21 protein-coding genes are annotated in these 26,099 nt (G+C 66.5%); 13 read left to right on the top strand and 8 right to left on the bottom strand.

Features of this window, described 5'->3' with window-relative positions:
• Positions 1 to 5: 5 nt before the first annotated feature.
• Entirely contained in the window at positions 6 to 446 is a 441-nt protein-coding gene (locus MSP7336_RS18010) for a ribonuclease FAU-1 family protein (protein ID WP_181787002.1), read from the bottom strand.
• Between the two features lie 213 nt (positions 447 to 659).
• On the opposite strand from MSP7336_RS18010, the gene uvrB reads away from it, so the two are divergent.
• The 3 genes from uvrB to MSP7336_RS17995 are packed head-to-tail and all read left to right on the top strand — an operon-like array spanning position 660 to position 5,175.
• Positions 660 to 2,828: an excinuclease ABC subunit UvrB gene (uvrB, locus tag MSP7336_RS18005; protein WP_113964261.1), complete on the top strand. Its 2,169-nt coding sequence runs from the start codon at positions 660 to 662 to the stop codon at positions 2,826 to 2,828.
• Between the two features lie 54 nt (positions 2,829 to 2,882).
• The gene (locus tag MSP7336_RS18000; protein WP_113965038.1) at positions 2,883 to 4,298 is read left to right on the top strand and encodes an MFS transporter; all 1,416 of its coding nucleotides are present in this window, start codon (positions 2,883 to 2,885) and stop codon (positions 4,296 to 4,298) included.
• Positions 4,299 to 4,308: 10 nt separating this feature from the next.
• Positions 4,309 to 5,175: an SCO6745 family protein gene (locus MSP7336_RS17995; RefSeq protein WP_069397657.1), complete on the top strand. Its 867-nt coding sequence runs from the start codon at positions 4,309 to 4,311 to the stop codon at positions 5,173 to 5,175.
• On the opposite strand, the gene MSP7336_RS17990 is transcribed toward MSP7336_RS17995, so the two are convergent.
• Positions 5,172 to 6,737 carry a mannosyltransferase gene (locus tag MSP7336_RS17990; protein WP_069397656.1) on the bottom strand — a complete coding sequence of 522 codons (1,566 nt, stop codon included), beginning with the start codon at positions 6,735 to 6,737 and terminating at the stop codon, positions 5,172 to 5,174. The two genes, MSP7336_RS17995 and MSP7336_RS17990, sit on opposite strands and share 4 nt — an antisense overlap.
• Before the next feature lie 321 nt (positions 6,738 to 7,058).
• Here MSP7336_RS17990 and MSP7336_RS17985 point away from each other — a divergent pair, with 321 nt between their 5' ends.
• Positions 7,059 to 7,502 carry a universal stress protein gene (locus MSP7336_RS17985; protein ID WP_069397655.1) on the top strand — a complete coding sequence of 148 codons (444 nt, stop codon included), beginning with the start codon at positions 7,059 to 7,061 and terminating at the stop codon, positions 7,500 to 7,502.
• Between the two features lie 33 nt (positions 7,503 to 7,535).
• Here the strand turns inward: MSP7336_RS17985 and MSP7336_RS17980 are convergent, their stop codons facing one another.
• Positions 7,536 to 9,035: an Hsp70 family protein gene (locus MSP7336_RS17980; RefSeq protein WP_113964260.1), complete on the bottom strand. Its 1,500-nt coding sequence runs from the start codon at positions 9,033 to 9,035 to the stop codon at positions 7,536 to 7,538.
• Between the two features lie 41 nt (positions 9,036 to 9,076).
• Positions 9,077 to 9,757 (bottom strand): MBL fold metallo-hydrolase, encoded by a 681-nt coding sequence (locus MSP7336_RS17975; RefSeq protein ID WP_069397673.1) that lies wholly within the window; start codon positions 9,755 to 9,757, stop codon positions 9,077 to 9,079.
• Positions 9,758 to 9,847: 90 nt separating this feature from the next.
• Here MSP7336_RS17975 and uvrA point away from each other — a divergent pair, with 90 nt between their 5' ends.
• Positions 9,848 to 12,751: an excinuclease ABC subunit UvrA gene (gene uvrA, locus MSP7336_RS17970; protein WP_069397653.1), complete on the top strand. Its 2,904-nt coding sequence runs from the start codon at positions 9,848 to 9,850 to the stop codon at positions 12,749 to 12,751.
• Between the two features lie 6 nt (positions 12,752 to 12,757).
• On the opposite strand, the gene MSP7336_RS17965 is transcribed toward uvrA, so the two are convergent.
• Genes MSP7336_RS17965 through lysX form a run of 3 tightly spaced genes read right to left on the bottom strand, consistent with a single transcriptional unit; the run spans position 12,758 to position 16,723 of the window.
• Positions 12,758 to 12,979 (bottom strand): hypothetical protein, encoded by a 222-nt coding sequence (locus MSP7336_RS17965; protein ID WP_069397652.1) that lies wholly within the window; start codon positions 12,977 to 12,979, stop codon positions 12,758 to 12,760.
• Positions 12,980 to 12,988: 9 nt separating this feature from the next.
• Positions 12,989 to 13,417, bottom strand: coding sequence for a DUF6653 family protein (locus tag MSP7336_RS17960; protein ID WP_276003204.1), 429 nt, complete (start codon positions 13,415 to 13,417; stop codon positions 12,989 to 12,991).
• A 36-nt stretch (positions 13,418 to 13,453) separates the two neighbouring features.
• The gene (gene lysX / locus MSP7336_RS17955) at positions 13,454 to 16,723 is read right to left on the bottom strand and encodes a bifunctional lysylphosphatidylglycerol synthetase/lysine--tRNA ligase LysX (protein ID WP_069397651.1); all 3,270 of its coding nucleotides are present in this window, start codon (positions 16,721 to 16,723) and stop codon (positions 13,454 to 13,456) included.
• 409 nt (positions 16,724 to 17,132) lie between these two features.
• On the opposite strand from lysX, the gene infC reads away from it, so the two are divergent.
• The 4 genes from infC to MSP7336_RS17935 are packed head-to-tail and all read left to right on the top strand — an operon-like array spanning position 17,133 to position 19,159.
• The gene (infC, locus tag MSP7336_RS17950) at positions 17,133 to 17,723 is read left to right on the top strand and encodes a translation initiation factor IF-3 (protein WP_113965036.1); all 591 of its coding nucleotides are present in this window, start codon (positions 17,133 to 17,135) and stop codon (positions 17,721 to 17,723) included.
• 28 nt (positions 17,724 to 17,751) lie between these two features.
• A complete protein-coding gene (rpmI, locus tag MSP7336_RS17945; RefSeq protein ID WP_069397649.1) occupies positions 17,752 to 17,946 on the top strand; it encodes a 50S ribosomal protein L35 in 195 nt (64 codons plus the stop codon).
• A gap of 32 nt (positions 17,947 to 17,978) precedes the next feature.
• Positions 17,979 to 18,368, top strand: coding sequence for a 50S ribosomal protein L20 (rplT, locus tag MSP7336_RS17940; RefSeq protein ID WP_069397648.1), 390 nt, complete (start codon positions 17,979 to 17,981; stop codon positions 18,366 to 18,368).
• Between the two features lie 20 nt (positions 18,369 to 18,388).
• Positions 18,389 to 19,159, top strand: coding sequence for a TrmH family RNA methyltransferase (locus MSP7336_RS17935; protein ID WP_113964258.1), 771 nt, complete (start codon positions 18,389 to 18,391; stop codon positions 19,157 to 19,159).
• A gap of 57 nt (positions 19,160 to 19,216) precedes the next feature.
• Here MSP7336_RS17935 and MSP7336_RS17930 read toward each other — a convergent pair whose 3' ends face one another.
• A complete protein-coding gene (locus tag MSP7336_RS17930) occupies positions 19,217 to 20,296 on the bottom strand; it encodes an oxygenase MpaB family protein (RefSeq protein WP_113964257.1) in 1,080 nt (359 codons plus the stop codon).
• A gap of 205 nt (positions 20,297 to 20,501) precedes the next feature.
• On the opposite strand from MSP7336_RS17930, the gene MSP7336_RS17925 reads away from it, so the two are divergent.
• The 4 genes from MSP7336_RS17925 (at position 20,502) to pheT (ending at position 26,023) form a co-directional block, all read left to right on the top strand.
• Positions 20,502 to 21,428, top strand: coding sequence for an adenylate/guanylate cyclase domain-containing protein (locus tag MSP7336_RS17925; RefSeq protein ID WP_220178576.1), 927 nt, complete (start codon positions 20,502 to 20,504; stop codon positions 21,426 to 21,428).
• Between the two features lie 9 nt (positions 21,429 to 21,437).
• Complete coding sequence (locus MSP7336_RS17920; RefSeq protein WP_113964256.1) at positions 21,438 to 22,232, top strand: rhomboid-like protein; 795 nt, start codon at positions 21,438 to 21,440, stop codon at positions 22,230 to 22,232.
• 264 nt (positions 22,233 to 22,496) lie between these two features.
• Positions 22,497 to 23,540: a phenylalanine--tRNA ligase subunit alpha gene (gene pheS / locus MSP7336_RS17915; RefSeq protein WP_069397644.1), complete on the top strand. Its 1,044-nt coding sequence runs from the start codon at positions 22,497 to 22,499 to the stop codon at positions 23,538 to 23,540.
• Positions 23,540 to 26,023 carry a phenylalanine--tRNA ligase subunit beta gene (gene pheT, locus MSP7336_RS17910; RefSeq protein WP_113964255.1) on the top strand — a complete coding sequence of 828 codons (2,484 nt, stop codon included), beginning with the start codon at positions 23,540 to 23,542 and terminating at the stop codon, positions 26,021 to 26,023. The genes pheS and pheT overlap by 1 nt, the downstream gene beginning before the upstream one ends.
• Positions 26,024 to 26,099: the final 76 nt, after the last annotated feature.

The following is a 26,099-nucleotide window of genomic DNA, read 5'->3' as shown; positions in this document are numbered from 1 at the left end:
TGGCACTACGCACCGCGCCAGGTCAGCTCCATCCCTTCCGCAGCCAGCCACCGTGTCAGGTCGTAGTCGTGGCGGGCCAGCCCGTCGATGGCGGGGGCGGCCCGCCGTATCGCCCGCTCGGCCACGTCGGCGCTGAGCAGGTGGTGCCGGACGGCGACGAGTAACTCGTCGACATCGCTGAGCCTCGCCCCGGCGTGGGTGCTGACCTCGATGTCGAGGTAGTGGTCCTCGGAGCGCCACACCGTCGCACCGGGCGTGTACTCACCGACGTCGAGGTAGTAGTCGTGGTCGCGTTCGTGGCCCGGGTTGAAGTGGAAGACCGTCGCCCGCAGGCCCAGCGACGGCAGCAGCCACGACTCGAGGTAGTGAAACTGCAGTCGGCCGGGGGCCGGACGCGCCAGGTACAGGCCCCAGGGGCGCAGCGTGTAGTCGTCGACGGCCCGCACGATGCCCTTGGGATCGGTGTTGGTACGGGCGACCAGGTCGAACGTCTCGTGCTTCGGGGGATGGATAGCGCCAGCGTAGCCCGGCGCCGATGCAGAGCGCGGAGCGCGATGAGGTGGGGGCACCCCCAGCCGCGTAGCGGCAAGGGGGCAAGCCGGGCCATTTATGTAGTCGCGGGAAGACTGGGTGTCGGTGGCTGGTTCTACCCTGGTGAAATGGCCTTCGCTACCGAACACCCAGTGGTCGCCCACTCGGAGTACCGCCCGGCCGGGGAGGCCGTGGAAGGGCTGGTGCGTACCGGCGGTCGCTTCGAGGTGGTCAGCCCGCATGAGCCGGCAGGTGACCAGCCGGCCGCCATCGACGAGCTGGAGCGTCGCATCAAGGCCGGGGAACGCGACGTGGTGCTGCTCGGCGCTACCGGCACCGGCAAATCGGCAACCACGGCGTGGCTCATCGAACGCTTGCAGCGGCCCACCCTGGTGATGGAGCCGAACAAGACGCTGGCCGCCCAGATGGCCAACGAACTGCGAGAGATGTTGCCGCACAACGCAGTCGAGTATTTCGTCTCGTACTACGACTACTACCAGCCTGAGGCGTACATCGCGCAGACCGATACCTACATCGAAAAAGACAGCTCGATCAACGACGACGTCGAGCGACTGCGGCACTCTGCGACGTCGGCACTGCTGTCGCGGCGCGACGTGGTGGTGGTGGCCTCCGTGTCGTGCATCTACGGCCTGGGCACCCCGCAGTCTTATCTGGACCGCTCCGTCGAGTTGCGGGTGGGCACCGAGGTGCCCCGCGACGGGCTGCTGCGGCTGCTGGTCGACGTGCAGTACACCCGCAATGACCTGGCGTTCACCCGCGGATCGTTCCGGGTACGCGGCGACACCGTCGAGATCATTCCGTCGTATGAAGAGCTGGCCGTTCGAATCGAGTTCTTCGGCGACGAGATCGAGGCGCTGTACTACCTGCACCCGTTGACCGGCGAGGTCATCCGCAAGGTCGACTCGCTGCGGATCTTCCCCGCTACTCACTATGTGGCCGGGCCCGAGCGGATGGCGCACGCCATTTCGACGATCGAGGAGGAGCTGGCCGAGCGGCTGGCCGAACTGGAAGGCCAGGGCAAGCTGCTGGAAGCGCAACGGCTGCGGATGCGCACCAACTACGACATCGAGATGATGCGCCAGGTCGGGTTCTGCTCGGGGATCGAGAACTACTCGCGCCACATCGACGGCCGGGGGCCCGGGTCGCCGCCGGCGACGTTGCTCGACTATTTCCCGGAGGACTTTCTGCTGGTCATCGACGAGTCGCACGTCACCGTGCCGCAGATCGGCGGCATGTACGAGGGCGACATGTCCCGCAAACGCAACCTGGTGGAGTACGGGTTCCGGCTGCCGTCGGCGTGCGACAACCGCCCACTGACCTGGGAAGAGTTCGCTTCGCGGATCGGGCAGACCGTGTACCTGTCGGCCACGCCGGGCCCCTACGAGCTCAGCCAGACCGGCGGCGAGTTCGTCGAGCAGGTGATCCGGCCCACCGGCCTGGTGGACCCCAAGGTTGTGGTCAAGCCGACCAAAGGCCAGATCGACGATCTGATCGGCGAGATCCGCAAACGCGCTGAGGCCGACGAGCGGGTGCTGGTGACCACGCTGACCAAGAAGATGGCCGAGGATCTCACCGACTACCTGCTGGAAATGGGCATCCGGGTGCGTTACCTGCACTCCGAGGTCGACACCCTGCGCCGGGTCGAGCTGCTGCGTCAGCTGCGGCTCGGCGAGTTCGACGTGTTGGTCGGCATCAACCTGCTGCGCGAGGGCCTGGACCTGCCCGAGGTGTCGCTGGTGTCGATTCTCGACGCCGACAAGGAAGGGTTCCTGCGCTCGACGCGCAGCCTGATTCAGACCATCGGCCGGGCCGCTCGCAACGTCTCCGGCGAGGTGCATCTGTACGCCGACACGATCACCGATTCGATGCGGGAGGCCATCGACGAGACCGAACGGCGGCGGGCCAAGCAAATCGCCTACAACGAGGCCAACGGCATTGACCCGAAGCCGCTGCGCAAGAAGATCGCCGACATCCTCGACCGGGTCTACACCGAAGCCGACGACAGCGAGACCGTCGAGATGGGCTCGGGGCGCAGCATTTCCCGCGGCCGGCGAGCCCAGGGCGAGCCCGGCAGGGTGGTCAGTGCGGGCATCTTCGAAGGAAGGGACACCACCAACATGCCGCGCGCCGAGCTGGCCGACCTGATCAAGGACCTCACCGCGCAGATGATGGCCGCGGCCCGCGACTTGCAGTTCGAACTGGCCGCCCGGTTCCGCGACGAGATCGCCGACCTGAAGAAGGAACTGCGCGGGATGGACGCCGCCGGGCTGAAGTGATCCCGCGCGCCGCGCATTGATCTCAACCATGGTTGAGGCCATACCGTGGTGGGCGTGACCCAAACGAGCAGCACCACCACGGGTGGTTGGCGTGCGCTGCTCGGCCGCGAATATCTGGGCACCGCCACACTGCTGGCCGGTGGCGTCGCGCTGTATGCCACCAACGAGTTTCTGACCATCAGCCTGCTGCCCAGCACGGTCGCCGAGATCGGCGGTGAGCGGCTGTACGCGTGGGTGACGACGCTGTATCTCGTCGGATCGGTGGTCGCGGCCAGCACCGTGTATGCCCTGCTGCAGCGCATCGGGGCCCGCTCGTCGTATCTGCTCGGTTTGACCGTGTTCGCCGCTGGGAGCCTGGTCTGCGCGGCCGCTCCGAGCATGGAGATCCTGCTGGCCGGCCGCACATTGCAGGGCGCGGGCGGGGGTCTGCTCGCCGGGCTGGGTTATGCCGTCATCAACGCCGCGCTGCCGCGCACCTTGTGGACGCGGGCATCGGCGCTGGTGTCGGCGATGTGGGGGGTGGCGACGGTGCTGGGACCGGCGACGGGTGGCTTGTTCGCCCAGTTCGGGTTGTGGCGGTGGGCGTTCGGCGCGATGACAATGCTGACCGCGGCGATGGGACTGCTGGTCCCGGCGGTGCTGACAAGAGGGCGGGTCAATCACGGCGAACCGCCGTTGCCGCTCAAGGTGCCGGTGTGGTCGCTGCTGCTGCTCGGCACCGCCGCGCTGGCGGTCAGTGTCGCGGAGGTGCCCCATAACACCATCGCCACCGCTGGGCTGCTCGCCGTCAGTGTGCTGTTGCTCGCGGTCTTCCTGCTGGTCGACCGGCTGATGTCGGCGGCGGTGTTGCCGCCCAGCGCATTTGGATCCGGACCGCTGAAGTGGATTTACCTGACCATGGCGCTGCTGATGGTCGCGGCGATGGTCGACATGTATGTGCCGCTGTTCGGCCAACGGCTGGCGCACCTGCTCCCGGTGGTTGCCGGCTTTTTGGGCGCGGCTTTGGCCATCGGGTGGACGGTCAGCGAGATCGTCAGCGCATCACTGCGCAGCAGTCTGGTGATCGCTCGCGTCGTCCTGGCCGCGCCGCTGATCGTTGCGGTAGGTCTGGCCTTGGGGGCTGTAACCCAGGTCGACAATGCGCCGATCGGGGTCGTCCTGCTGTGGGCGGTGGCGTTGCTGATCACCGGGACCGGCATCGGGATGGCGTGGCCGCACCTGGCCGCCTGGGCGATGGCCTGCGTCGACGATCCGGCCGAGGGCAGCGAGGCGGCCGCTGCGATCAACGTGGTCCAACTGATTTCCGGGGCGTTCGGCGCCGGACTGGCCGGCGTGGTGGTCAACACCGCCGCCGGCGGCGCCGTGATGGCGGCCCGCTGGTTGTTCGCGGTCTTCACGGTCTTGGCGGCCATAGGTGTCCTCGCCTCATACCGCGCCACCCGCGCCAGCCACCTCTCCGTTGCGGATTAATGTCACCGACGTGGATGCTTTTACTGCGGGCCGGCTGACCCGATCCCTGGACGCGCTGCACTCGGCGGTGTATTTCGTGCCCGAGGCCAACGAGAAGTTCGGCCAACTCGGCATGGATTTTCGGACCCATTACTTCGCCGGCCGGTCGGCCGCAATGGGCGCGGTGTCGGCGAACGTCGTCGCGGCAACCTTCTACAACTTCAATCCGCGGTTGGTTGCCAGCGCGATACCGGCGGCCTGGGAGTTGGCACCGCCGGCCACGGTGACCCGGGTGCGTTACGAGATCGTCGAGACGGCTCTACCGCGGATTCTTGGTGAAAAGCTCACGCAATCAACGGAATTAGCTCATGCAGCGGAGCTGCTGCGACGAGTCGCGGAGTCGGTACCCGAGGCTGCCGGGCGCCCGCTGTATGCCGGTCACGCCGAATTGCCTTGGCCGACAACGCCAATCGCCCAACTGTGGCACGCGATCACTTTGCTGCGCGAATACCGCGGCGACGGGCACATCGCGGCGCTGGTGTGCAACGGACTCAGCGGTCTCGAGGCCTTGATCACCCACACCGCAACCGGAATCGGCTTCAATGCCGAGTATGCGCGACGGATGCGCGGATGGAGCCGGGACGAATGGGATTCGGCCACCAAGACCCTCATGTCGCGCGGCATTCTCGGTGAGAGCGGACTGACAGCGGCCGGAAACGAACTGCGCTCCAGGATCGAAGACCTCACCGACGACCTGGGGTATCCACCGTGGCGAGGCTTGCCTGCGAGCCAAGCCGACGAACTGATTCGCTTCGCTGCGGTGATCCGCGATGCCGTGCAGGCTGCGGGTGTGTTCCCCTCCGGAGCCTTCGGGCCGCGGTACGGCCAGCCCCGCTAGCCCCGGGTCGATTTGGTGACCTGGGAGTAGTGGAATTGCCAGCGTTCGACGATGTGGAATCCGAGCTCGCCGGCGAACTGATACACAGGCGCATGCCCCAGTAGCGGGCCCGGCGGTAGCGACGCGCCGCTTTGGTGATCCGGCAGCGTCTTGTCTCGGCTCGAGATCGTCCACACCGTGCTGCACTTGTCCAGTCGCGGCAGCACCAGCCACACCGCGACGTGGCCGTTCCACAACGTGCCGTGGTCGGGTCCGTATGCTCCGCGCTCGATGTCGGCCAGCGGCGCGAAGGCCGCCGGCCGCGTGGCCAGCAGCGCGCGAATCGGCCCGGGCCGCCAGCGCACCGTGTTGTCGACCAGCAGGCAGTCACCGGGCATCGCTTGAGCAGAGACGACGTCAGCCACCTGGCTGTAGTCCCAGCCCTCCTTCGCGTACGGACCGCGTTGTTTCACAAGGTAATTCGGAAACGCTGCCACCGCGAACAGGATCAGCACACCGGCGATCGCCCGGGGTTTGCGCACGAGTGTGACAATGCACAGCGCCAACACGATGGCCATTGCCGGCGCGGTGAGAATCAGGTAGCGCGGGTAGTAGATCGGCTCACCGATCGCGGAGTAGGTGAGGATGACCACGGTCGGCAGGACGATCCAGGCCACGCAGCTGATCAGCAGAGGACGCAGATCACCTGCGGGCGCTGGCCGACCGGCGCGCCGAACCGCGATCGCGGCAACAATGGTCAGGCCGCTGAGAATGGCGAACGGAACGCTGTGGTCGAAGTACTGCCGGTGCACCACGTCGAGAAACAGGTTGCGCCGCAGCGTCGAGATCCACCCGACCTGCCACACTTGCTGGTGCGCGAACACGAAAAACGGCGTCATGAGCGCCAGCGCGGCGGCCGATGTGGCCAGCCCCCAGATGACGGCAGACCCGGCCCGCGGCAGCACCCTGAGCATCACGGCGTAGACCAGCACCAACAAGCCCAGGTTGACGCTCAACAGAATGGCCAGCATCAGCGCCAGGCAGTAAAGCAGCCACAGCGACCGCCGGTTGCGGCGCACCGCGGTTGCGAACAACACCGTCAGCCAGACGGCGGTAGCCGCTTCCAGCGCGTAGGGGCGGGCCTCAATCCCGGCCCATGTGACGCGCGGCAGGATGGCGAAAAGGATGCCCGCGCACGCGGCGGTGCCGCGCGGCGTGAAACGTCTGGTGAACACGACCACACCGGCCGCGGCGGCGCCTACTGCGATCGCGCTCGGTAGCCGTGACCAGAATTCCGTCGGCGGGAAGATGGTGAACCAACCGTGCATCAGCAGGTAATACAGCCCGTGCACGGCATCGATTCGCCCCAGCAATTGCCAGAGCTGTGACAATGATCGGCTTGCCGACGCCGATATGGTCGCGCCCTCGTCGAACCACAGCGACGGCCGGTTGGCGGCTGCGGCGCTGACCCCGGCGGCCAGCACCGCAACCGCGATCGGGTCGAGCAGTTTGCCAGTGCGCCGGGGGCGCGGACTGCCGGCAATGACCGCGGTTGTGGGTTTGTCGACGATGGGGGCAGCCATTATGTCCGTCACTGTAAGGGCTCTGTGGTGAACCTGATCACCGATGGTGGTGGGTTCGTTTATCGGCCGCGCACCGGAATTCAAAGCCACGTCCGGCCGATCAACTTTGTAGCCAGTTAATCAAACTGGCGCGCACTATATTTCACTCGCACTTTGCATTCGCCGATTATGTCAGGGCCGAGAAGCCCTACAGCGGCTATGCTCTGATTGCTCGAGGCTAATTAACGCCACGCTCTGCGGTGTGGCGCAAATCCAACCCTCGGTATCGGGCAACGCGTTACTGTCATGGGTTGGCGTAGCAACCGACACCTGGGAGGGTAAATGAGCGCCTATCGAACCGTGGTGGTAGGAACCGACGGCTCGGACTCGTCGCTGCGCGCGGTAGATAAGGCAGGCACCATCGCTGGGGCTGACGCGAAGCTGATCATCGCCACGGCGTATCTGCCTCAGCATGAGGACCCGCGGGCCGCCGACGTCTTGAAGGACGAGAGCTACAAGGTGTCGGGCAGCGCCCCGATCTACGCGATTCTGCGGGAAGCCAAGGAGCGGGCCCAGGCCGCGGGCGCGAAAAACATCGAGGAACGTTCGGTGGTCGGGGCCCCGGTCGACGCATTGGTCGGACTTGCCGAGGAGGTCGACGCCGATCTGTTGGTGGTCGGCAACGTCGGCTTGAACACCATCGCGGGCCGCCTGCTGGGCTCGGTGCCGGCCAACGTTTCACGCCGGGCCAAGGTCGACGTCCTGATCGTGCACACCACCCCCTGAACCGCCTCCGGAATCGCCCGGCCCGCTGGGCGATTACGTGCTGGCGACAGTGTGGCGAGCCAGCCGGAAAGTCCGGGTCAGCGGGTCCGGACCGGCCGTCAAGGTCACCTCGACCGTTCCGCGTGCGGTGACGACGTAGCGCTCCTCGACGTCGGGTCCGTCGTCGCGTCGACTGACCGGCCGGCACCCCAGGTCCTGGTCGTCGCGCAGCGCGGGGTCGAACGGGAAGAACACCGGGTCGTAGGGTGTCACGTCCCCATCGGGCTGGCCGTCGCGCAGCCGGCTGCACTCGACGAACCGGAAATGGCCGATGTTGTGCGCCGCCCGGTAGTTCCGCGTGACAACCAGCGGAGCCTGGCCGTCCGTGGGCAGCTGTACATCCTTGGACACGATCGGGTCGAAGCTGACGTCTTCGCCCGCATGGGCTTCGCGGAAGACTCCGAAATGCCGCGACAGCCGGTCCGACAGGGCGTAGCCGGCTTCTCTGTCGAGGAAGACAGCCAGGCCGATCGCGGTCGCCGCAAACGGATGCGGTGAGCGTTTGACGCGTTTCTCGTCGAACACGGTACGCAGGATCCGGCCGATCAGCGGAAAACTGCCCGCGCCGCCCACCACGTAGATGCCCGCGACCTCCGACCAGTCCAGCCCCCGCCGGACCTGCGAGAGCGCCATGACGGTCTGGTCGACGAGCGGTTCACAGGCCGTGTAGACGTCGTCGATCGGGCAGCAGAACGGGGGCTTGCCGACCGCCTCAAGGTCGACGAGGAAGCGGCGGGTGTTCGGCCCGACGGCTTCCTTGCGGGTGGTGCACTCCTCGAGCAGCAACGCCCTGGCGGCGGCATCGAGGTTGGGCAGCTCGGCGCCGTTGCGCACGAGGGTGAAAATCGCCTCGTCGAAGTCGTCACCGCCGAGGCGTTTGATGCCCTCGCTGGTGACGACCTCGTTGAGTCGCCCGGTCATCTTGAGCAGTGACGCGTCGAACGTGCCACCGCCGAGGTCGTAGATGAGCACATACTCGCGCTTGGCGGTGGCCGTCGAGCGGTAGCGGTGGGCGTACTCGAAGCCGGCCGCCGACGGCTCGTTGAGCAACGCGATGACTTCGAAGCCGGCCCGGGCAAATGCATCCAGGGTCAGGAAACGTTGCGCGCTGGACGCGTTGGCGGGCGTGCTGATGGCTGCCTCCACACGCTCACCGGGCGCCAGCTCGACGTTGGAGCGCTGCTCGAGGTCGCTTTTGAACTGGGCCAGAAGCCCGGTGAACAAGTCGGCCAACGAGTAGCGTCGCCCTGCCAGCTCGACCGTGGTGCGGGGGCCGGCCTCACCGAGCAGGCGCTTGAAGGAGCGCAGCACCGACCAGCCCGGATCGCGGCGCACCGCGGCGGCGTCCAAGCCGAACCGGAGCTCACCGGCCGCGTTGCCGGCGATGAGCGACGGCCAGGTGTCCGCGCCTTCGAACGACGCCACGGGGTAGTTGCCGCGGTCGACGACTGCCGCGACCGTATGCGTCGTACCGAAGTCGATACCGACCCTCACCGAGCGTAAGTGTAGGCGTTGCAGCGGGTTTCGCGGCGTTTTTACCAGCCGCGCTCGCGCCAGGCACCCAAATTGGGCCGCTCCGCCCCGAGTGTGGTGTCGTCGCCGTGGCCGGGATAGACGACGGTGGAGTCGTCGTAGACATCGAAGACCCGGGTGATGACGTCGTCGAGGAGCTGCGTGAAATCCCCGGGCTGCCACGTTTTGCCGACCCCGCCCGGGAACAGGCAGTCGCCGGTGAACAACTGCGTGACGCCGCCGGTGGCCGGGCCGTCGAGCGCCAGCGCGATCGATCCGGGCGTGTGGCCCCGCAGGTGGAGAACATCGAACGTCAGCTCGCCGATCTGTACCGTGTCGCCGTGAGCCAGCAGACGATCCGGCTTGACCGGCAACGGCCCGGCGTCGATCTCATGCGCCGCGGTGGGCGCGCCGGTGGCCTCGGCAAGTGCTTGCAGCGCCTGCCAGTGATCCCAGTGCTGGTGGCTGGTGACAATCAGCGACAGCTTGGGCGCGTAGCGTCGCACCAGCTCGGTCAGGACGTCGGCGTCGTTGGCGGCGTCGATCAGCAGGGTTTCTCCAGTCGCGGAACACGTCACCAGGTAGGCGTTGTTGTCCATGGGGCCTACCGACGCCTTCAGGATCGTGGCGCCCGGCAGAGTGCGGAGGGCGGCGCTGCCCGGGTCAACATGGCCGGTGTAGTTGTCGTCGACGAGAGTCGTCATACCGGCCACCGTACTGGTCCAGACTTGCTTGTCGGTACCGGCACATAGCATGGAAACGACTTGTGTGCTCACTCATGAGGAAGGACCGCGTTGGCTGACCGCCTAGTCATCAAGGGTGCGCGTGAGCACAACCTGCGCAGCGTCGATCTTGATTTGCCGCGCGACGCATTGATCGTCTTCACCGGCCTATCTGGCTCGGGAAAGTCTTCGCTGGCGTTTGACACCATCTTCGCAGAAGGCCAGCGGCGCTATGTGGAGTCGCTGTCGGCCTACGCGCGCCAATTCCTCGGCCAGATGGACAAGCCCGACGTCGACTTCATCGAGGGGCTTTCCCCAGCGGTGTCCATCGACCAGAAGTCGACCAACCGCAACCCGCGCTCGACGGTCGGCACCATCACCGAGGTCTACGACTACCTGCGGCTGCTGTACGCCCGCGCCGGCACCCCGCACTGCCCGGTGTGCGGGCACCGGATCGCCCGGCAGACCCCGCAGCAAATCGTCGACCAAGTGCTGGCGATGCCCGAGGGCACCCGTTTCCAGGTGCTGGCGCCGGTGGTGCGCACCCGCAAGGGAGAGTTCGTCGACCTTTTCGAAAAGCTCAACTCCCAGGGCTACAGCCGGGTCCGGGTCGACGGCGTGGTACATCCGCTGACCGACCCGCCGAAGCTGAAGAAACAGGAAAAACACGACATAGAGGTGGTCGTCGACCGCCTCACTGTCAAAGCCAGCGCCAAGCAGCGACTCACCGATTCGGTGGAAACCGCGCTGAATTTGGCCGACGGCATCGTCGTGCTCGAATTCGTCGACCATGACCACGACGCGCACAACCGCGAGCAGCGGTTCTCCGAGAAGCTGGCTTGCCCCAACGGCCACTCGCTGGCCGTGGATGACCTTGAGCCCCGGTCGTTTTCGTTCAACTCGCCGTACGGGGCCTGCCCGGAATGCGCCGGTCTGGGCATTCGCAAAGAGGTCGACCCGGACCTGGTGGTGCCCGACCCAGAGCTCACCCTGGCCGAGGGCGCGGTGGCGCCGTGGTCGATGGGCCACACCGCCGAGTACTTCACCCGGATGATGGCCGGCCTCGGCGAGTCGATGGGTTTCGACGTCGATACACCGTGGCGCAAGCTGCCTGCCAAGGCCCGCAAGGCGATCCTGGAGGGCTGTGACGAGCAGGTGCATGTGCGGTACCGCAACCGTTACGGTCGCACCCGCTCCTACTACGCCGACTTCGAAGGCGTGATGGCGTTCCTGCAGCGCAAGATGGAACAAACCGAGTCTGAGATGATGAAGGAACGCTACGAGGGCTTCATGCGCGACGTGCCGTGCCCGGAGTGCAAGGGAACACGGCTCAAGCCGGAGATCCTGGCGGTGACACTGGCAGCGGGGGAGCGCGGCAAGAAGTCCATCGCCGAAGTGTGTGAGCTGTCGATCTCGGACTGCGCGGACTTCCTCAACGCTCTCACGCTCGGCCCGCGCGAACAGGCGATCGCCGGGCAGGTACTCAAGGAGATCCAGTCCAGGCTGGGCTTTCTGCTCGACGTCGGACTGGAATACCTGTCCTTATCCCGGGCCGCCGCGACCCTGTCCGGCGGTGAGGCACAACGCATCCGGCTGGCCACCCAGATCGGCTCGGGGCTGGTCGGCGTGCTGTATGTGCTCGATGAGCCGTCGATCGGCCTGCACCAGCGCGACAATCGTCGCCTCATCGAAACCCTAACCCGGCTAAGGGATTTGGGTAACACACTGATCGTGGTCGAACATGACCAGGACACCATCGCGCACGCAGACTGGATTGTGGACATCGGCCCGGCGGCCGGTGAGCACGGCGGGCAGATCGTACACAGCGGGCCCTATGACGAGCTGCTGCGCAATAAGGAGTCGATTACCGGAAAGTACCTATCCGGTGCGGAAAGCATTGAGACACCGGCGATCCGGCGTCCGGTCGACAAGCGTCGCCGGCTGACGGTAGTCGGCGCGCGGGAGCACAACCTGCGCGAGATCGATGTGGCATTTCCGCTCGGCGTGCTCACCGCGGTGACAGGGGTTTCGGGCTCCGGAAAGTCGACGCTGGTCAACGACATCTTGGCCGCGGTGCTGGCCAACAAGCTCAACGGCGCTCGCCAGGTGCCGGGCCGGCATACCCGGGTCACCGGCCTCGATCATGTGGACAAGCTGGTGCGAGTGGACCAGTCGCCGATCGGGCGCACACCACGGTCGAACCCGGCCACCTACACCGGGGTGTTCGACAAGATCCGCACACTGTTCGCCGCCACCACCGAGGCCAAGGTCCGCGGGTACCAGCCCGGCCGATTCTCGTTCAACGTCAAAGGTGGGCGCTGCGAAGCGTGTTCGGGTGACGGCACCATCAAGATCGAGATGAACTTCCTGCCGGACGTGTACGTGCCGTGCGAGGTCTGCCACGGCGCCCGCTACAACCGGGAAACCCTCGAAGTCCACTACAAGGGCAAGACCATTTCCGAAGTACTCGACATGTCCATCGAGGAAGCGGCGAAGTTCTTCGAGCCGATCACCGGTATCCACCGGTATCTGCGCACGCTGGTCGACGTCGGCTTGGGCTATGTGCGGCTCGGTCAGCCCGCGCCGACCCTGTCCGGAGGCGAGGCGCAGCGAGTGAAGCTGGCGTCGGAACTGCAGAAGCGTTCGACCGGGCGCACGGTCTACATCTTGGACGAGCCCACCACCGGTTTGCATTTCGACGACATCCGCAAGCTACTGAATGTGCTCAACGGCCTTGTGGACAAAGGCAATACGGTGATCGTTATCGAACACAACCTCGACGTGATCAAGACATCGGACTGGATCATCGACATGGGGCCGGAGGGCGGCGCCGAAGGCGGCACCGTGGTCGCCGAAGGGACCCCGGAGGACATCGCCGCGGTGCCGGAAAGCTACACCGGCAAGTTCCTCGCCGACACGCTCAATGTGCCGGTTACCAAGCCGCGCAAGTCCAGCCGGCGGCGGGTCAGCGCCTGACCGCGATCACTCCTCGGAATCCCCCTGGTGCATCGATTCGCGAATCTGCGCCAACCGGTCGGCAGCCGCTTGCTGGTGTTTCTGATATTGCTCCTCGACGCTGCGACCCTCTGCGGTTTCGGCGTCCAGTTCGGAGGCGCCGACAGCGGTTTGGTAGCGAGTCTCGATCTTGTCGCGAACAGAGTCGAAAGTCGGTACACCAGAGCTGTCATATTCCTGGTCAGCCATGGCTTCACGCTACCTTTCGCGTTTGAAATACCGCACCATCTGTTGCCAGTACACCAACGTCAGGGCCATCTGCACCGCGGTCGCCGCTGCTGTCAGGCCCAGCCGGCGGCGACGCGCTGTGACGACGGCGGCGACGGCGGCGGCTGATGCCGCTGCGCTCACCGCGGCGGCGGAGTCTTTCGGCCGGTTGGTAATCCACGCTTCCTCACCCAGCATCGCGCGGGTGGCCCAGTTCCGGTTGTTGGCAGGCTCCGGGAAAACCACGGGGTTCACTGCAAACCACAATCCGATCAGCGCGGCGTGGCTCCAGCGCCGCGTCCACACCGGCACCAGCACCAGCGGGGTGGTTGCCCAGCGTGTCCATGCACTCCACGGATTGGAGTGGCGGGCGAAGATCGCGCGACGAATGCGTGCAACCGGCAGCGGCGCGGCACTCATGTACTCGATTGTCGCCGACACCGGCTCAATGCCGGGTTAACGGGGCTTGGCCAGCGGGAACGGCAAAGTCTCGCGGATGCTGCGCCCGGTGACGAGCATGACGACACGATCCACGCCCATGCCCAGCCCGCCGGTGGGTGGCATCGCATACTCCATCGCCTCCAGGAAATCCTCGTCGAGCTCCATCGCTTCCGGATCGCCGCCGGCGGCGAGCAATGACTGGTACTGCAGGCGGCGGCGCTGTTCGATTGGGTCGGTCAGCTCGCTGTAAGCGGTACCCAGCTCCACGCCCCAGGCGACCAGGTCCCAACGTTCGGCTACGCCGGGCTTACTGCGATGCGGTCGGGTCAACGGCGACACCGATGTCGGAAAGTCGATATAGAAGGTCGGTTGTTCGGTTTTCGCCTCGACTAAGTGCTCGTAGAGTTCGAGCACCACCGCACCGGCATCCCATCGAGCCAGATAGGGGATCGCCGCGGCATCGCACAGCTTGCGCAGCGCGGCCAAATCGGTGCTGGCATCGATGTGTTCGCCAAGCGCCTCCGAAACGGCGTCGTGCACTGTCTTCACCGGCCATGCGCCGGAGATGTCGACCGGTTCTAGTCCGGTGTCGTCGCCGTCCGGCCGGGGCCGCATCACCACCGGCGCGCCGTTGGCCGCCGTCGCCGCGTTCTGGATCAGTTCCCGGCAACCGTCAATCCACACCAGGTAGTCGGCGTGAGCCTGATAGGCCTCGAGCAAAGTGAATTCCGGGTTATGGCTGAAGTCGACTCCCTCGTTGCGAAACGCCCTGCCCAGCTCGAAGACTCGCTCCACACCGCCGACGCAAAGCCGCTTCAGGTACAGCTCGGGGGCGATGCGCAGGTACAGGTCCAGGTCATAGGTATTGATGTGGGTGATGAACGGACGGGCGGTAGCACCGCCGTGGATCCGCTGCAGCATCGGAGTTTCAACTTCAAGGAATCCCTTGGCGGTCAATGTTTCCCGGATGGCGCGCAGCACATTGCTGCGCGCTGCGATCAGCTTACGGGATTCGGCGTTGATCGCTAGGTCCACGTAACGGCTGCGCACCCGTGCCTCCGGGTCGGTGAGTCCCTTCCATTTGTTGGGCAGCGGACGCAGACACTTTCCGACCAGCCGCCAGTTGAGCACGATTAGTGACCGGGTTCCGGTCTTGCTGAATCCCATGTGCCCGCCCACTTCGACGAGATCACCGAGATCGATGGCTTTGGTGAAATCGGAGATGCTGCCCCGCTGCAGAACCGAACTGTCCATCAGCAGCTGCATTTCGCCTGACCAGTCACGTAGGTGGGCGAACAGCACGCCGCCGAAATCACGGATGCGCAGCACTCGTCCGGACACCGATACGGCCGTTTCGTCGTCGGCTTCCAATGCGTCGGCGATCGTGTGACTCGGCGGATGCCCCACCGGATAAGCGTCAATACCTTTGTCCTGCAGTGCTTTCAACTTCTCCAGTCGCACCCGCACCTGCTCGGGAAGTCGGCGTCGCGGGTCGCCGACGGCTGGCAACTCGTCTCGCCGCAAGCTCGACACATCCGGCGCCGAGCCGTCGTGGTGTAAAAGCCCGGTTTCCACCAAGACTGACGGGACCGAGGGATGATGCCCGGTGTGCTGTTCGTTGCGGCGCGAAAACGGCAGCACCAGAAAACCCTCGGCGATCACCGAAGCCACACCGACTCGGGGAATCAGCCTGGCGTCCTCGTAACAGGCGTACCGCGGCAGCCATTCGGGCTGGTACTTCATGTTCGAGCGATACAGCGTCTCCAACTGCCACCAGCGTGAGAAGAACACCAGCAGGCCGCGCCACATCCGGGCCACGGGGCCGGCGCCGAGCTGGGCACCCTGCTCGAAGGCCGAGCGGAACATGGCGAAATTCAGGGAAATCCGGGTGATGCCAAGGTGGTCAGCGCCCAGGGCCAATTCGCTGACCATCAGCTCGATGGTGCCGTTGGGTGACTCGGGGGATCGCCGCATCAAATCCAGTGAGACGCCGTGTTGTCCCCACGGCACCAGTGACAACATCGCCACCACCTGGTTGTCTCGGCGTAGCGCTTCGACCAGCAGACAATCGGCGTCCGCGGGGTCGCCGAGCCGGCCCAGCGCCATGGAGAAGCCCCGCTCGGTCTCGGTGTCCCGCCAGGCATCCGCGTACCGGATCAGCCGGGCCATCTCGTCGGCACCGATGTCGCGGTGCCGGCGGATGCGCACCGAAAGCCCGGCACGGCGGGCCCGGGTCACCGCCTGGCGCACAGCCCGCATATCGGGACCGGACAATTTGAACTCGCCGGTGTGCAGGATGGCCTCGTCGCCCAACTCCAGGGCGTTGAGGCCGGCCGCGCGGAACGCCTTGGCGCCCTGCGAACTCGCGCCCATGACGCCGGGCGCCCAGCCATAGGCCTGGCACAGCCGAAGCCAGGTGTCGATGGCGTGCGGCCATGCGCGGGGGTCGCCTACCGGGTCGCCGCTGGCCAGACAGACACCGACCTCGACGCGGTAGGTGATCGCCGCGCGACCACTGGGCGCGAATACCACCGATTTGTCCCGGCGGGTGGCGAAGTAGCCCAGCGAGTCGTTTTGGCCGTACAGCTCGAGCAGCCCGCGGATGGCCGATTCGTCCTCTCCGGTCAGCGCGTTCTCGGCGCGCTGGGACTGGAAGAGCACGATGGCGGCCAGGATCAGCGCCAGACCACCGAATAGACCCAACAGGTCGTTGACAAAAAAATGCGGCCGGCCTGCGAACGAAGCTTGGTCGGCCAAGGCAAATCCGACCACGCGGTCGACCACATAGAAGACCCGTTCGTCGCGGTGCAGCGACCCGGGGAACACAGCGACCAGTCCCCAGCCCAACAGGATGCCCGCCGCCCAGCCGGCGAGCAGCACGGCGACCGACTTGTACAGTGCTCCGCGGCGGACCTTGGCCCAGAACTCCCGGTACGCCAACAACAGCAAGACGATCGCGGCCAAATGCAAAGCGAGGCCGATCGTTCCGCCCAAGATCTGGACCAGGCTCTTGACCGGTGCCGCCAGATCGACGACGTTCCACCCGGCGGCGGTCACGAGGTTGGCAAGCAGCGCCCACCACGCGATGCGTTTGCGCGCGGTCAGCGCTCCGGCCAGCAGGGCCAGGACGAATGACCAGGAAAAACTTGTGTCGGGGAAGTTGAACAGGTAGTCGTTGATGAACTCGCGCGGCACTTTGATGATCCACCGCACCAGCGGCGAGACGCTGGCCAGCAGCGATAGTGTCGCGATGACCCCGACCGTCCAGCCGGCGACGGCGGGCATCCAGTGATATCGCGAGGCCGGTCGGCTCTGCTGGCGGCGCGCAGTCACGGTCACAGAGCGCGAGGATATTCTCTCCAGCCGGGAATCGCCTGTACAAGCGGCTGCTGGTGGGCGGTCGCCGCGCACCCACTGCTAGACTTGACGGCGCGACCGTCCCGGCTAAGGCCAGGGACAGCAAGTGGAGTCCCACTCCCACCGTTGGCCAGGCAAGGCTCAACGGTCCGGTCATCGGCACTTCGAGTGCTTATTCTGCGGTCAACGCAGGCGGCTCCGGCAACGGGCCGCGACCGGTCGGCACAGGACCCTGCTTATGCAGGGTTTTTTGCTGATGGCGTGGTATTCGACCGCTGATCCTGACAGTGCAGGGCCCCGGCCGCGCCCGCAAAAACCTACGAGCCCAGGAGGCCCCATCAGCACTGAGACCCGCGTCAACGAACGCATCCGCGTACCTGAAGTCCGATTGATCGGCCCGGGAGGGGAGCAGGTAGGCATCGTGCGTATCGAAGATGCACTGCGCGTCGCCGCAGACGCCGACCTCGACCTCGTCGAAGTTGCCCCCAACGCCAGACCACCGGTCTGCAAGATCATGGACTACGGCAAGTTCAAATACGAGGCGGCGCAAAAGGCACGCGAGTCTCGCAGGAACCAGCAACAAACCGTCGTCAAGGAACAAAAGCTCCGTCCCAAGATCGACGATCACGACTACGAGACCAAGAAGGGCCACGTCATCCGCTTCTTGGAAGCGGGGTCGAAGGTGAAGGTGACGATCATGTTTCGCGGCCGCGAGCAGTCCCGCCCCGAGCTGGGTTACCGACTGCTGCAGCGCCTCGCCGCCGATGTCGCCGATTACGGCTTCGTCGAGACGGCGGCTAAGCAAGACGGGCGGAATATGACGATGGTGCTGGCACCGCACCGCGGCGCGAAGACTCGCGCCAGGGCGGCGCAACAAGCGGGTGGAGCCGCCGGTCCACCCCCCCAAAACGGCGATACCGAGACCTAAACCGACACGACAGCAGAACTGAGGAAACATGCCCAAGGCCAAGACCCATAGCGGGGCGTCGAAGCGGTTCCGGCGCACCGGCACCGGAAAGATCGTGCGACAGAAAGCGAATCGCCGGCATTTGTTCGAGCACAAGCCGACCACCCGCACCCGCCGATTGGAGGGACGCACCGAGGTGTCGCGACACGACACCAAACGGGTCAACAAGATGCTCAACGGCTGACCGGTACAACCACCCGACGATAGGAACACCCAATGGCACGCGTGAAGCGGGCAGTCAACGCCCATAAGAAGCGTCGCACCGTCTTGAAGGCCTCGAAAGGCTATCGCGGCCAGCGCTCTCGGCTCTACCGCAAAGCCAAAGAGCAGCAACTACATTCGCTGAACTACGCCTTCCGTGACCGTCGCGCCCGCAAGGGCGAATTCCGCAAACTGTGGATTTCGCGGATCAACGCAGCGGCCCGCGCGAATGACATCACCTACAACCGGCTGATTCAGGGCCTGAAGGCCGCCGGTGTCGAGGTGGACCGCAAGAACCTCGCCGAGATCGCGGTGAGCGACCCGGCGGCGTTCACCGCACTTGTCGACGTGGCGCGCGCCGCTCTGCCCCAGGACGTGAACGCCCCGTCCGGAGAGGCCGCCTAAGCCGCGCGGGATTCGACCCGGTGCTCACCGAACGCTCGACCCGGGTGGTCGCGGCGGTCAAGCTGCACCGGCATGTCGCCCGGCGTCGTACCCAGCGCTTCCTGGTGGAGGGCGCCCATCTGGTCGAGGCGGCCTCGCGGCGTGGCCTGGTCCGGGAGATCTTTGCCACCGAGTCGGCGGCGCAGCGCTACGCCGGGCTGCTGGCCGGGCAGCGTGCTCCGGTGTGCCTGGTGTCGGAGCGAGCCGCAAAGGCCTTGTCGGACACGGTAACTCCAGCGGGCATCGTCGCGGTCTGCGACATGCCCGCCGCCACCGTCGAGGACGTGCTGGCTGACGCGCCCCGGCTGGTCGCGGTGGCGGTCGGAATCAGCGAACCCGGCAACGCGGGCACCATGATCCGCATCGCCGACGCGATGGGCGCCGCGGCGGTGGTCCTCGCCGGACACAGCGTGGATCCCTACAACGGCAAGTGCCTGCGAGCCTCCGCCGGAAGCATCTTTTCCATCCCGGTGATCGTCGCGCCCGAACTGGAGACCACCGTGGCGGCGTTACGCGCCGCGGGCTTGCAGGTGCTGGCCACCACCGTCGACGGGGAATTGCGGCTCGATGACGCCGATCTCGCTAAACCCACCGCGTGGCTGTTCGGAGCGGAGTCGCACGGCCTATCCGCAGAGGTGGCCGCACAGGCCGATCACCGGGTGCGAATACCGATGAGAGGTGACGCGCAGAGCCTCAATGTGGCTGCGGCCGCGGCGATTTGCCTTTACCAAAGCGCACAGGCACTCGGCTAGCGGCGATCGCAAGCGCGGCGAATGCCGGGCGCAGCGGGTCGCCGCCCTCGGCTAGCCTCAGGCGGCCTTGCCGCCCCGGGCCGGTCGCAGACCCGCCAGCGAGAACGTGGTGTGCACCAACGAGCCTGCTCGTTCGATGAGGTTCTTGGGACGGGGCGGGACGTAATGCATCGGCAGCCCGCGGCGATCCTTCGGCGGCGCCATGAACCGGGGGGCCTCCACCAACGGCGCATCGGCGGGAATTCGGCCCTGCGCTCTGCGGTAGGCGGCCAGCGCCCGCGGATGCAGCCGGATCTCGTCGGGAACGGCCAGAAACGCGAGCTCGACAGCCTTGCCGAACAGCCTCAGCAAGATCTCGTCGCCGGGCGTCCAGCGCATCCCCGCCTTCTCGCGGACCGGCGGATCGAATAGTCCGGCGGCGATCCAACGTTGCCCGGCCGCTAACGGCTTGAACAACTGATCCCAGATCGGCGTCGGCACCATCACGAACTTCGGCTTGGGAATACGAATGTTGAAGATGTCGAGAGTGGCCTGGTTGATCTCCAGCTCCTCGCGACATACGCGGTCCCAGTACTCGCAGAACTCCTCCCACGACTTGGGCACCGGCCGCATGCTCATTCCGTACATCCGGTACCACTGCACGTGTTCGTCGAACAGCTGGCGCTTCTCGGCCTCGGTCAGACCGCCGCAGAAGTATTCCGCCACTTTGATCACCAGCATGAAAAACGTTGCGTGCGCCCAGTAGAACGTCTCGGGATTGAGCGCGTGATAGCGACGGCCGGACGCGTCGACGCCCTTGATGGTGTGGTGATACTGCTTGATCTGCTCGGCGGTCTGTGCCGCGCGTTCGCCGTCGTACACCACGCCCATGATCGGATATACCGATCGAGCCACTCGCTGCAGCGGTTCGCGCAGCAGGATCGAGTGCTCCTCGACACCAGCGCCGAGCTCGGGATACATGTTCTGAATCGCGCCGATCCAGATGCCCATCATCCCGGTGCGCAGGTCGCCGAAGTACTTCCAAGTCAGCGAATCCGGCCCCAGCGGCTCGGGCGGCGCTGCCTCACTTGCCGGCTGTTCGGACGCAGCCCGCGTGTCTGAAGAAGTCTCTGAAGAAGTCTCTGACGTGATAGTCATGGCGGCCTCCTGGAGTCTGTGTCCCTCACCATAAAGGTGACAACATATGTTGTCTACGATTTCCCCGGTGCGCCGCACGGCTGTGTTACCGAGCGTCGATCCCGCTGACGCAGGCCTGTGATCAGGCGGTTTTGCTGCGCACAGTGGCGCACACCACGCGCACGGTGATTGCCCCTTCGACGCGACAACGCCTAACCTGGGCGGCGTGGAACTCGGGCGCTATCCGGAGTCCGGCGAGCCCGAGCAAACGGCGACCACGCCGGAACCTCCCACATCGAACCGCCGCCCTGCGATGTCAGTGCAAAGCGTGGCGGAATGGTTGCGCAGCCGAAACGAAAACCCACGCGTCGTCGAGCTTGTCCGACGGGCCCGGCGCGCATTGCCCGGCGACCCTGAGTTCGGGGATCCGCTGTCTACTGCGGGCGAGGGCGGCCCACGCGCGGCCGCGCGAGCCGCGAGCCGGCTACTGGGCGAGCGCGACCGCGCTTCCCGTGAGGTCAGTCTGGGCGCACTGCAGGTGTGGCAGGCGTTGACCGAAGCGGTTTCGCGGCGTCCCGCCAATCCCGAAGTGACCCTGGTCTTCACGGATCTGGTGGGCTTCTCGTCGTGGTCGTTGAAGGCCGGGGACGAGGCGACGTTGTCGTTGTTACGCCAGGTCGCCAGGGCCGTCGAACCTCCGCTGCTGGACGCCGACGGTCACATCGTCAAGCGCATGGGCGACGGCATCATGGCGGTGTTCGCCGACCCGCTCGTCGCGGTGAAAGCCAGCTGTGCCGCGGTCCAAGCGGTGAAGTCGGTCGACGTCGACGGTTACCACCCGCGGATGCGCGTGGGCATCCACACCGGGCGGCCGCAGCGGCTGGCCTCCGATTGGCTGGGTGTCGACGTCAATATCGCTGCGCGGGTGATGGAGCGCGCCACCCGCGGCGGCGTGGTGGTCTCCGGCGCGACCCTGGACCAGCTCGCGCAGACGGATCTGGATGAACTGGGCGTGGTCGCCAAACGGTTGCACCGGCCGCTGTTCGCGGGCAAAGTGCCTGGGCTTCCGCCGGATCTTGCCATCTACGGACTAAAAACTGCCAGGGACTTGTCAGGTGACGACGACTCGGCCGACGACGAGTCTTCGGCATAGTAGGTGGCAATGTTTCTTCAGATAATGTCCCGGCTGGCCCGGGTCCGGTTCACCGTCGGATATGCGGCAACGCTCGGAGCGGTCAGCATTGTGCTGGTGATTCTGGGCCCGCAAATGCAACAGCAGGTCATCCGCAACGCCAGCACCAACCTGCACAACTTGGCGCACGGTCACTTGGTGAGCTTGCTCGGTAGCGCGTTGGTCTCCGACTCCGGTCCGATCTACGTGTGGCTACCGTGTCTGGTCTGCCTGCTCGCCCTGGCGGAACTGACGTGGCGCACGGTGCGCTTGACGGTTGTCTTCCTGACCGGACACATCGGGGCGACGCTGCTGGTCGCCGCCGGTCTCACCGCGGCCGTCAAGTTGGGTTGGCTGCCGCTGTCGATCTCGCGAGCCAGCGACGTGGGAATGAGCTACGGCGCGGTCGCGGTGCTGGGCGCGCTGAGCGCTGCCATTCCGCCGCGGTGGCGTCCGGTGTGGATCGGTTTCTGGATCCCGGCCGCTGCGGCGGCCGCAGCAGTGGGCGCCGAGTTCACCGACGCCGGCCATGCCGTCGCCTTGCTGCTGGGCATGCTGGTGGCGAGCCGTTTCGGGCGGCCGGCCCCATGGACGCCAGTGCGGTACGCACTGTTGGCGGTGTCGGCAGTGTTCGGGTTCCTGATGCTGGCGCACACCGAGTGGTCGACGCTGGCCGGCGCGGGAGTGGGCGTGCTGGGCGCGCTGGGGACAGACGCGGTCGTCCGGTACCAGCGCGCACGTCGGCCGCTGTCGGTGGTCACGCCGCAGCCCACACTGAACGGTTGAGCGCCCGGCCGGCGCTCCCGGTCACATCATTTCGCTCTTGATGTAGCGGATCACGGCCGGCAGTTCGCGCCAAAATGAACGCCAGTACGTCCGGGCCGATCAGGATCAACACGACACAGAGCACAGTCAGGGGGTCTTCGCCCGCAGACCATGGTTGATACGAGATCCGGGGCGGACACCGCGAGGCCACGGCGAGGTGCGTCCCTATAAGATCTGCACTTGCGTCACACCCGTGTCGTAGCCATCCCTGAGGAGTGTCGCCGCATGGGTGACCAGCCCGTCGATCTTTCGCCGGAGGCGTTGACCGAAGCCGTCAATGCGGCTCGGCAAGCATTCACCACGGCAGCTGATCTCGACGCCTTGGCTCGGGCCAAAACCGAGCATCTCGGCGACCGCTCGTTCCTGGCGTTGGCGCGACAGGCACTCGCCAAACTTCCCAAGGACGACCGCGCCGACGCTGGCAAGCGCGTCAACAGCGCCCGGGGCGACGCTCAGCGCAGTTACGACGAGCGGCTGGCGCAGCTGCGAGCGGAGCGGGACGCGGCGGTGCTCGTCGCCGAGCGCATCGACGTGACGCTGCCGTCGACCCGGCAGCCGACCGGTGCCCGGCATCCGATCACGATTCTGGCCGAACACATCGCCGACACCTTCATCGCGATGGGCTGGGAATTGGTCGAGGGGCCGGAGGTCGAGACCGAGCAGTTCAACTTCGATGCGCTGAACTTCCCCGCCGACCATCCCGCCCGCAGCGAGCAGGACACCTTTTACATCGCGCCGGACGGCTCCCGCCAGGTGCTGCGCACCCACACCTCCCCGGTGCAGGTACGCACGCTGCTCGAGCGCGAGCTGCCGGTGTACGTCATCTCCATCGGTCGCGCTTTCCGCACCGACGAGATCGACGCCACCCACACGCCGGTGTTCCATCAGGTCGAGGGGTTGGCGGTGGACCGCGGGCTGTCGATGGCCCATCTGCGCGGCACGCTGGATGCGTTCGCCCGCGCCGAGTTCGGTCCGTCTGCCCGCACCCGGATCCGGCCGCATTTCTTCCCGTTCACCGAGCCGTCAGCTGAGGTCGACGTGTGGTTCGCCAACAAGAAGGGCGGTGCCGGCTGGGTGGAGTGGGGCGGCTGCGGCATGGTCAACCCAAACGTGCTGCGCGCGGCCGGAATTGACCCGCAACAGTATTCCGGCTTCGCGTTCGGCATGGGGCTGGAACGCACGCTGCAGTTCCGCAACGGGATTCCCGATATGCGTGACATGGTCGAGGGCGACGTGCGGTTCTCGCTGCCGTTCGGGGTGGGCGTCTGATGCGCCTGCCGTACAGCTGGCTTCACGAGGTTGTCGCCGTCGGGGCCCCGGACTGGGATGTGTCTCCCGAGGAGCTCGAACAGACGCTGCTGCGCATCGGTCACGAGGTCGAGGAGGTGATCCGGCTCGGTCCGGTCAGCGGACCGCTGACCATCGGGCGGGTAACCGACATCGACGAGCTCACCGAATTCAAGAAACCGATCCGCGCCTGTCGGGTCGACGTCGGCGAATCTGAGCCCCGCGAAATCATCTGTGGCGCAACGAACTTTACCGTCGGCGACCTGGTCGTCGTCGCGCTACCCGGCACTGTGCTACCCGGTGACTTCACCATCACCGCGCGCAAGACATACGGCCGCACATCCGATGGGATGATCTGCTCGACAGCCGAATTAGGTTTGGGCGCAGATCACTCCGGCATCCTGGTGCTGCCCTCCGACACAGCGGACCCCGGGGCTGACGCTGCGGCGGTCCTGGGGTTCGACGATGTGGTTTTTCACCTGGCCATCACCCCGGACCGCGGCTACTGCATGTCGGTGCGCGGGCTGGCGCGCGAGGTCGCGTGCGCCTACGACCTGGACTTCGTCGACCCCGCCGCGGTGCCGCCCTTGCCGGTGCAGGGTGAGGCCTGGCGGTTGACCGTGCAACCCGACACCGGGGTGCGACGGTTCGCGCTGCGACCGGTGACCGGGATCGACCCGGGCGCGGTGTCGCCGTGGTGGCTGCAGCGGCGCTTGCTGCTCAGCGGGATCCGGGCCATTTCGCCGGCCGTCGACGCCACCAACTACGTGATGCTCGAACTCGGTCATCCGATGCATGCCCATGACCTCAAGCGCATTACCGGCGGCTTCGACGTGCGCTTCGCCCGCCCCAACGAGACCGTCGTCACGCTCGACGACATCGAGCGCCGGCTGGACCCGGCCGATGTGCTCATCGTCGACGAGGTCGCCACCGCCGCGATCGGGGGCGTGATGGGGTCGGGCAGCACCGAGATGCGCGAGGACTCCACCGACGTGCTGCTGGAGGCCGCGGTATGGGATCCCGCGGCGGTGTCGCGCACCCAGCGACGCCTGCACCTGCCCAGCGAGGCGGCCCGCCGCTACGAACGCTCGGTCGACCCGGCCATCTCGGTGGCAGCGCTCGACCGCTGCGCGACGCTGCTGGCCGACATCGCCGGCGGTGAGGTGGCTCCGACGTTGACCGACTGGCGCGGGGACCCGCCGGTCGACGACTGGTCGTTGCCCGCGATTCGGATCGCCGCCGACCTGCCCGACCAGACGGCCGGGGTCCGTTATCCCGTCGGAACCACCGCCCGCCGGCTGAGGCAGATCGGGGCCACGGTGGTGGGGGACGACGTGTTGGAGGTGACCCCGCCAAGCTGGCGCCCCGACCTGCTCCAGCCCGCCGACCTGGTCGAGGAGGTGCTGCGGCTGGAGGGGTTGGAGGTCATCCCTTCGGTCCTGCCGGCGGCGCCGGCCGGCCACGGACTGACCGCTGTGCAGAAGCGCCGCCGCGCCATCGGCAAATCGCTGGCGCTGTCCGGCTACATCGAAGTGCTGCCGACGCCGTTTCTGCCCGCCGGTGTCTTCGACGCGTGGGCACTACCCGCCGACGACCCACGACGTAGAACCACACAGGTGCTCAATCCGCTGGAGGCCGACCGACCGCACCTGGCCACCACGCTGCTGCCCGGCCTGTTGGAAGCCTTGGCGCGCAACGTGTCCCGCGGCATCATCGACGTTGCGCTGTACACTATCGCGCAGGTCGTGCAGCCCACCGACCAGACCCGCGGTGTTGACCTCATCCCCGTCGACCGTCGTCCCACCGACGCCGAGATCGCTGCGTTGGATGCGTCGCTGCCGCGGCAGCCGCAGCACGTGGCCGCGGTGCTGGCCGGTTTGCGTGAACCGCGCGGCCCATGGGGCAACGGGCGTCCGGTGGAAGCCGCCGACGCGTTCGAAGCGGTCCGCACCATTGGCCGGGCCAGCGGCGTCGAGGTGGAGTTGCGCGCCGCCCAGTATCTGCCGTGGCATCCGGGACGGTGCGCCGAGGTGCTGGTCGACGGCGCGGTCGTCGGCCATGCCGGTCAGCTGCACCCGGCGGTGATCGAGCGCTCTGGTCTGCCCAAGGGCACCTGCGCGGTCGAGCTGAATCTGGATGCCATGCCCATCGTCGCGACGTTGCCCGCGCCGCGGGTGTCGCCGTTCCCGGCGGTATTCCAGGACGTCAGCTTGGTGGTCGGCGAGGATGTGCCGGCGCAGGCGGTGCTGGACGCCATCCGGGCGGGAGCCGGTGAGCTGTTGGAGGACGTCCGGCTGTTCGACGTCTATACCGGCCCGCAGGTCGGAGCGCAGCGCAAGTCGCTGACGTTCGCGCTGCGGTTCCGCGCGCCGGACCGCACCCTGACCGAGGACGAGGCCAGCGCCGCCCGCGACGACGCCGTGCGCTGCGCGGCGGAGCGGCTGGGCGCCGAACTGCGGGGTTGACCCACCCGCCAGCTGTGCGAGCGGGCGCAAAACCACGTTTCCGCGCGGCGTGTCGGCCGGAAACACGCCCGCTCGC

It is taken from the genome of Mycobacterium shimoidei, assembly GCF_900417275.1.
In the GTDB taxonomy this organism is placed as follows: Bacteria; Actinomycetota; Actinomycetes; order Mycobacteriales; family Mycobacteriaceae; genus Mycobacterium; species Mycobacterium shimoidei.
The sequence above is the reverse complement of the archived record's forward strand: the minus strand, read 5'-3'. Positions and strand labels throughout refer to the sequence as shown.

Coding starts and splice junctions, on each gene's coding strand:
- pheS (WP_069397644.1), top strand. CDS start 22,497: ATGGGTGACCAGCCCGTCGATCTTTCGCCGGAGGCGTTGACCGAAGCC.
- MSP7336_RS17985 (WP_069397655.1), top strand. CDS start 7,059: ATGAGCGCCTATCGAACCGTGGTGGTAGGAACCGACGGCTCGGACTCG.
- lysX (WP_069397651.1), bottom strand. CDS start 16,723: ATGCCCGCCGTCGCCGGCTGGACGGTCGGGGTCATCGCGACACTATCG.
- pheT (WP_113964255.1), top strand. CDS start 23,540: ATGCGCCTGCCGTACAGCTGGCTTCACGAGGTTGTCGCCGTCGGGGCC.
- MSP7336_RS17920 (WP_113964256.1), top strand. CDS start 21,438: ATGTTTCTTCAGATAATGTCCCGGCTGGCCCGGGTCCGGTTCACCGTC.
- MSP7336_RS17960 (WP_276003204.1), bottom strand. CDS start 13,417: ATGAGTGCCGCGCCGCTGCCGGTTGCACGCATTCGTCGCGCGATCTTC.
- MSP7336_RS17975 (WP_069397673.1), bottom strand. CDS start 9,757: ATGACGACTCTCGTCGACGACAACTACACCGGCCATGTTGACCCGGGC.
- rplT (WP_069397648.1), top strand. CDS start 17,979: ATGGCACGCGTGAAGCGGGCAGTCAACGCCCATAAGAAGCGTCGCACC.
- MSP7336_RS17990 (WP_069397656.1), bottom strand. CDS start 6,737: ATGGCTGCCCCCATCGTCGACAAACCCACAACCGCGGTCATTGCCGGC.
- uvrB (WP_113964261.1), top strand. CDS start 660: ATGGCCTTCGCTACCGAACACCCAGTGGTCGCCCACTCGGAGTACCGC.
- MSP7336_RS17930 (WP_113964257.1), bottom strand. CDS start 20,296: ATGACTATCACGTCAGAGACTTCTTCAGAGACTTCTTCAGACACGCGG.
- MSP7336_RS17965 (WP_069397652.1), bottom strand. CDS start 12,979: ATGGCTGACCAGGAATATGACAGCTCTGGTGTACCGACTTTCGACTCT.
- rpmI (WP_069397649.1), top strand. CDS start 17,752: ATGCCCAAGGCCAAGACCCATAGCGGGGCGTCGAAGCGGTTCCGGCGC.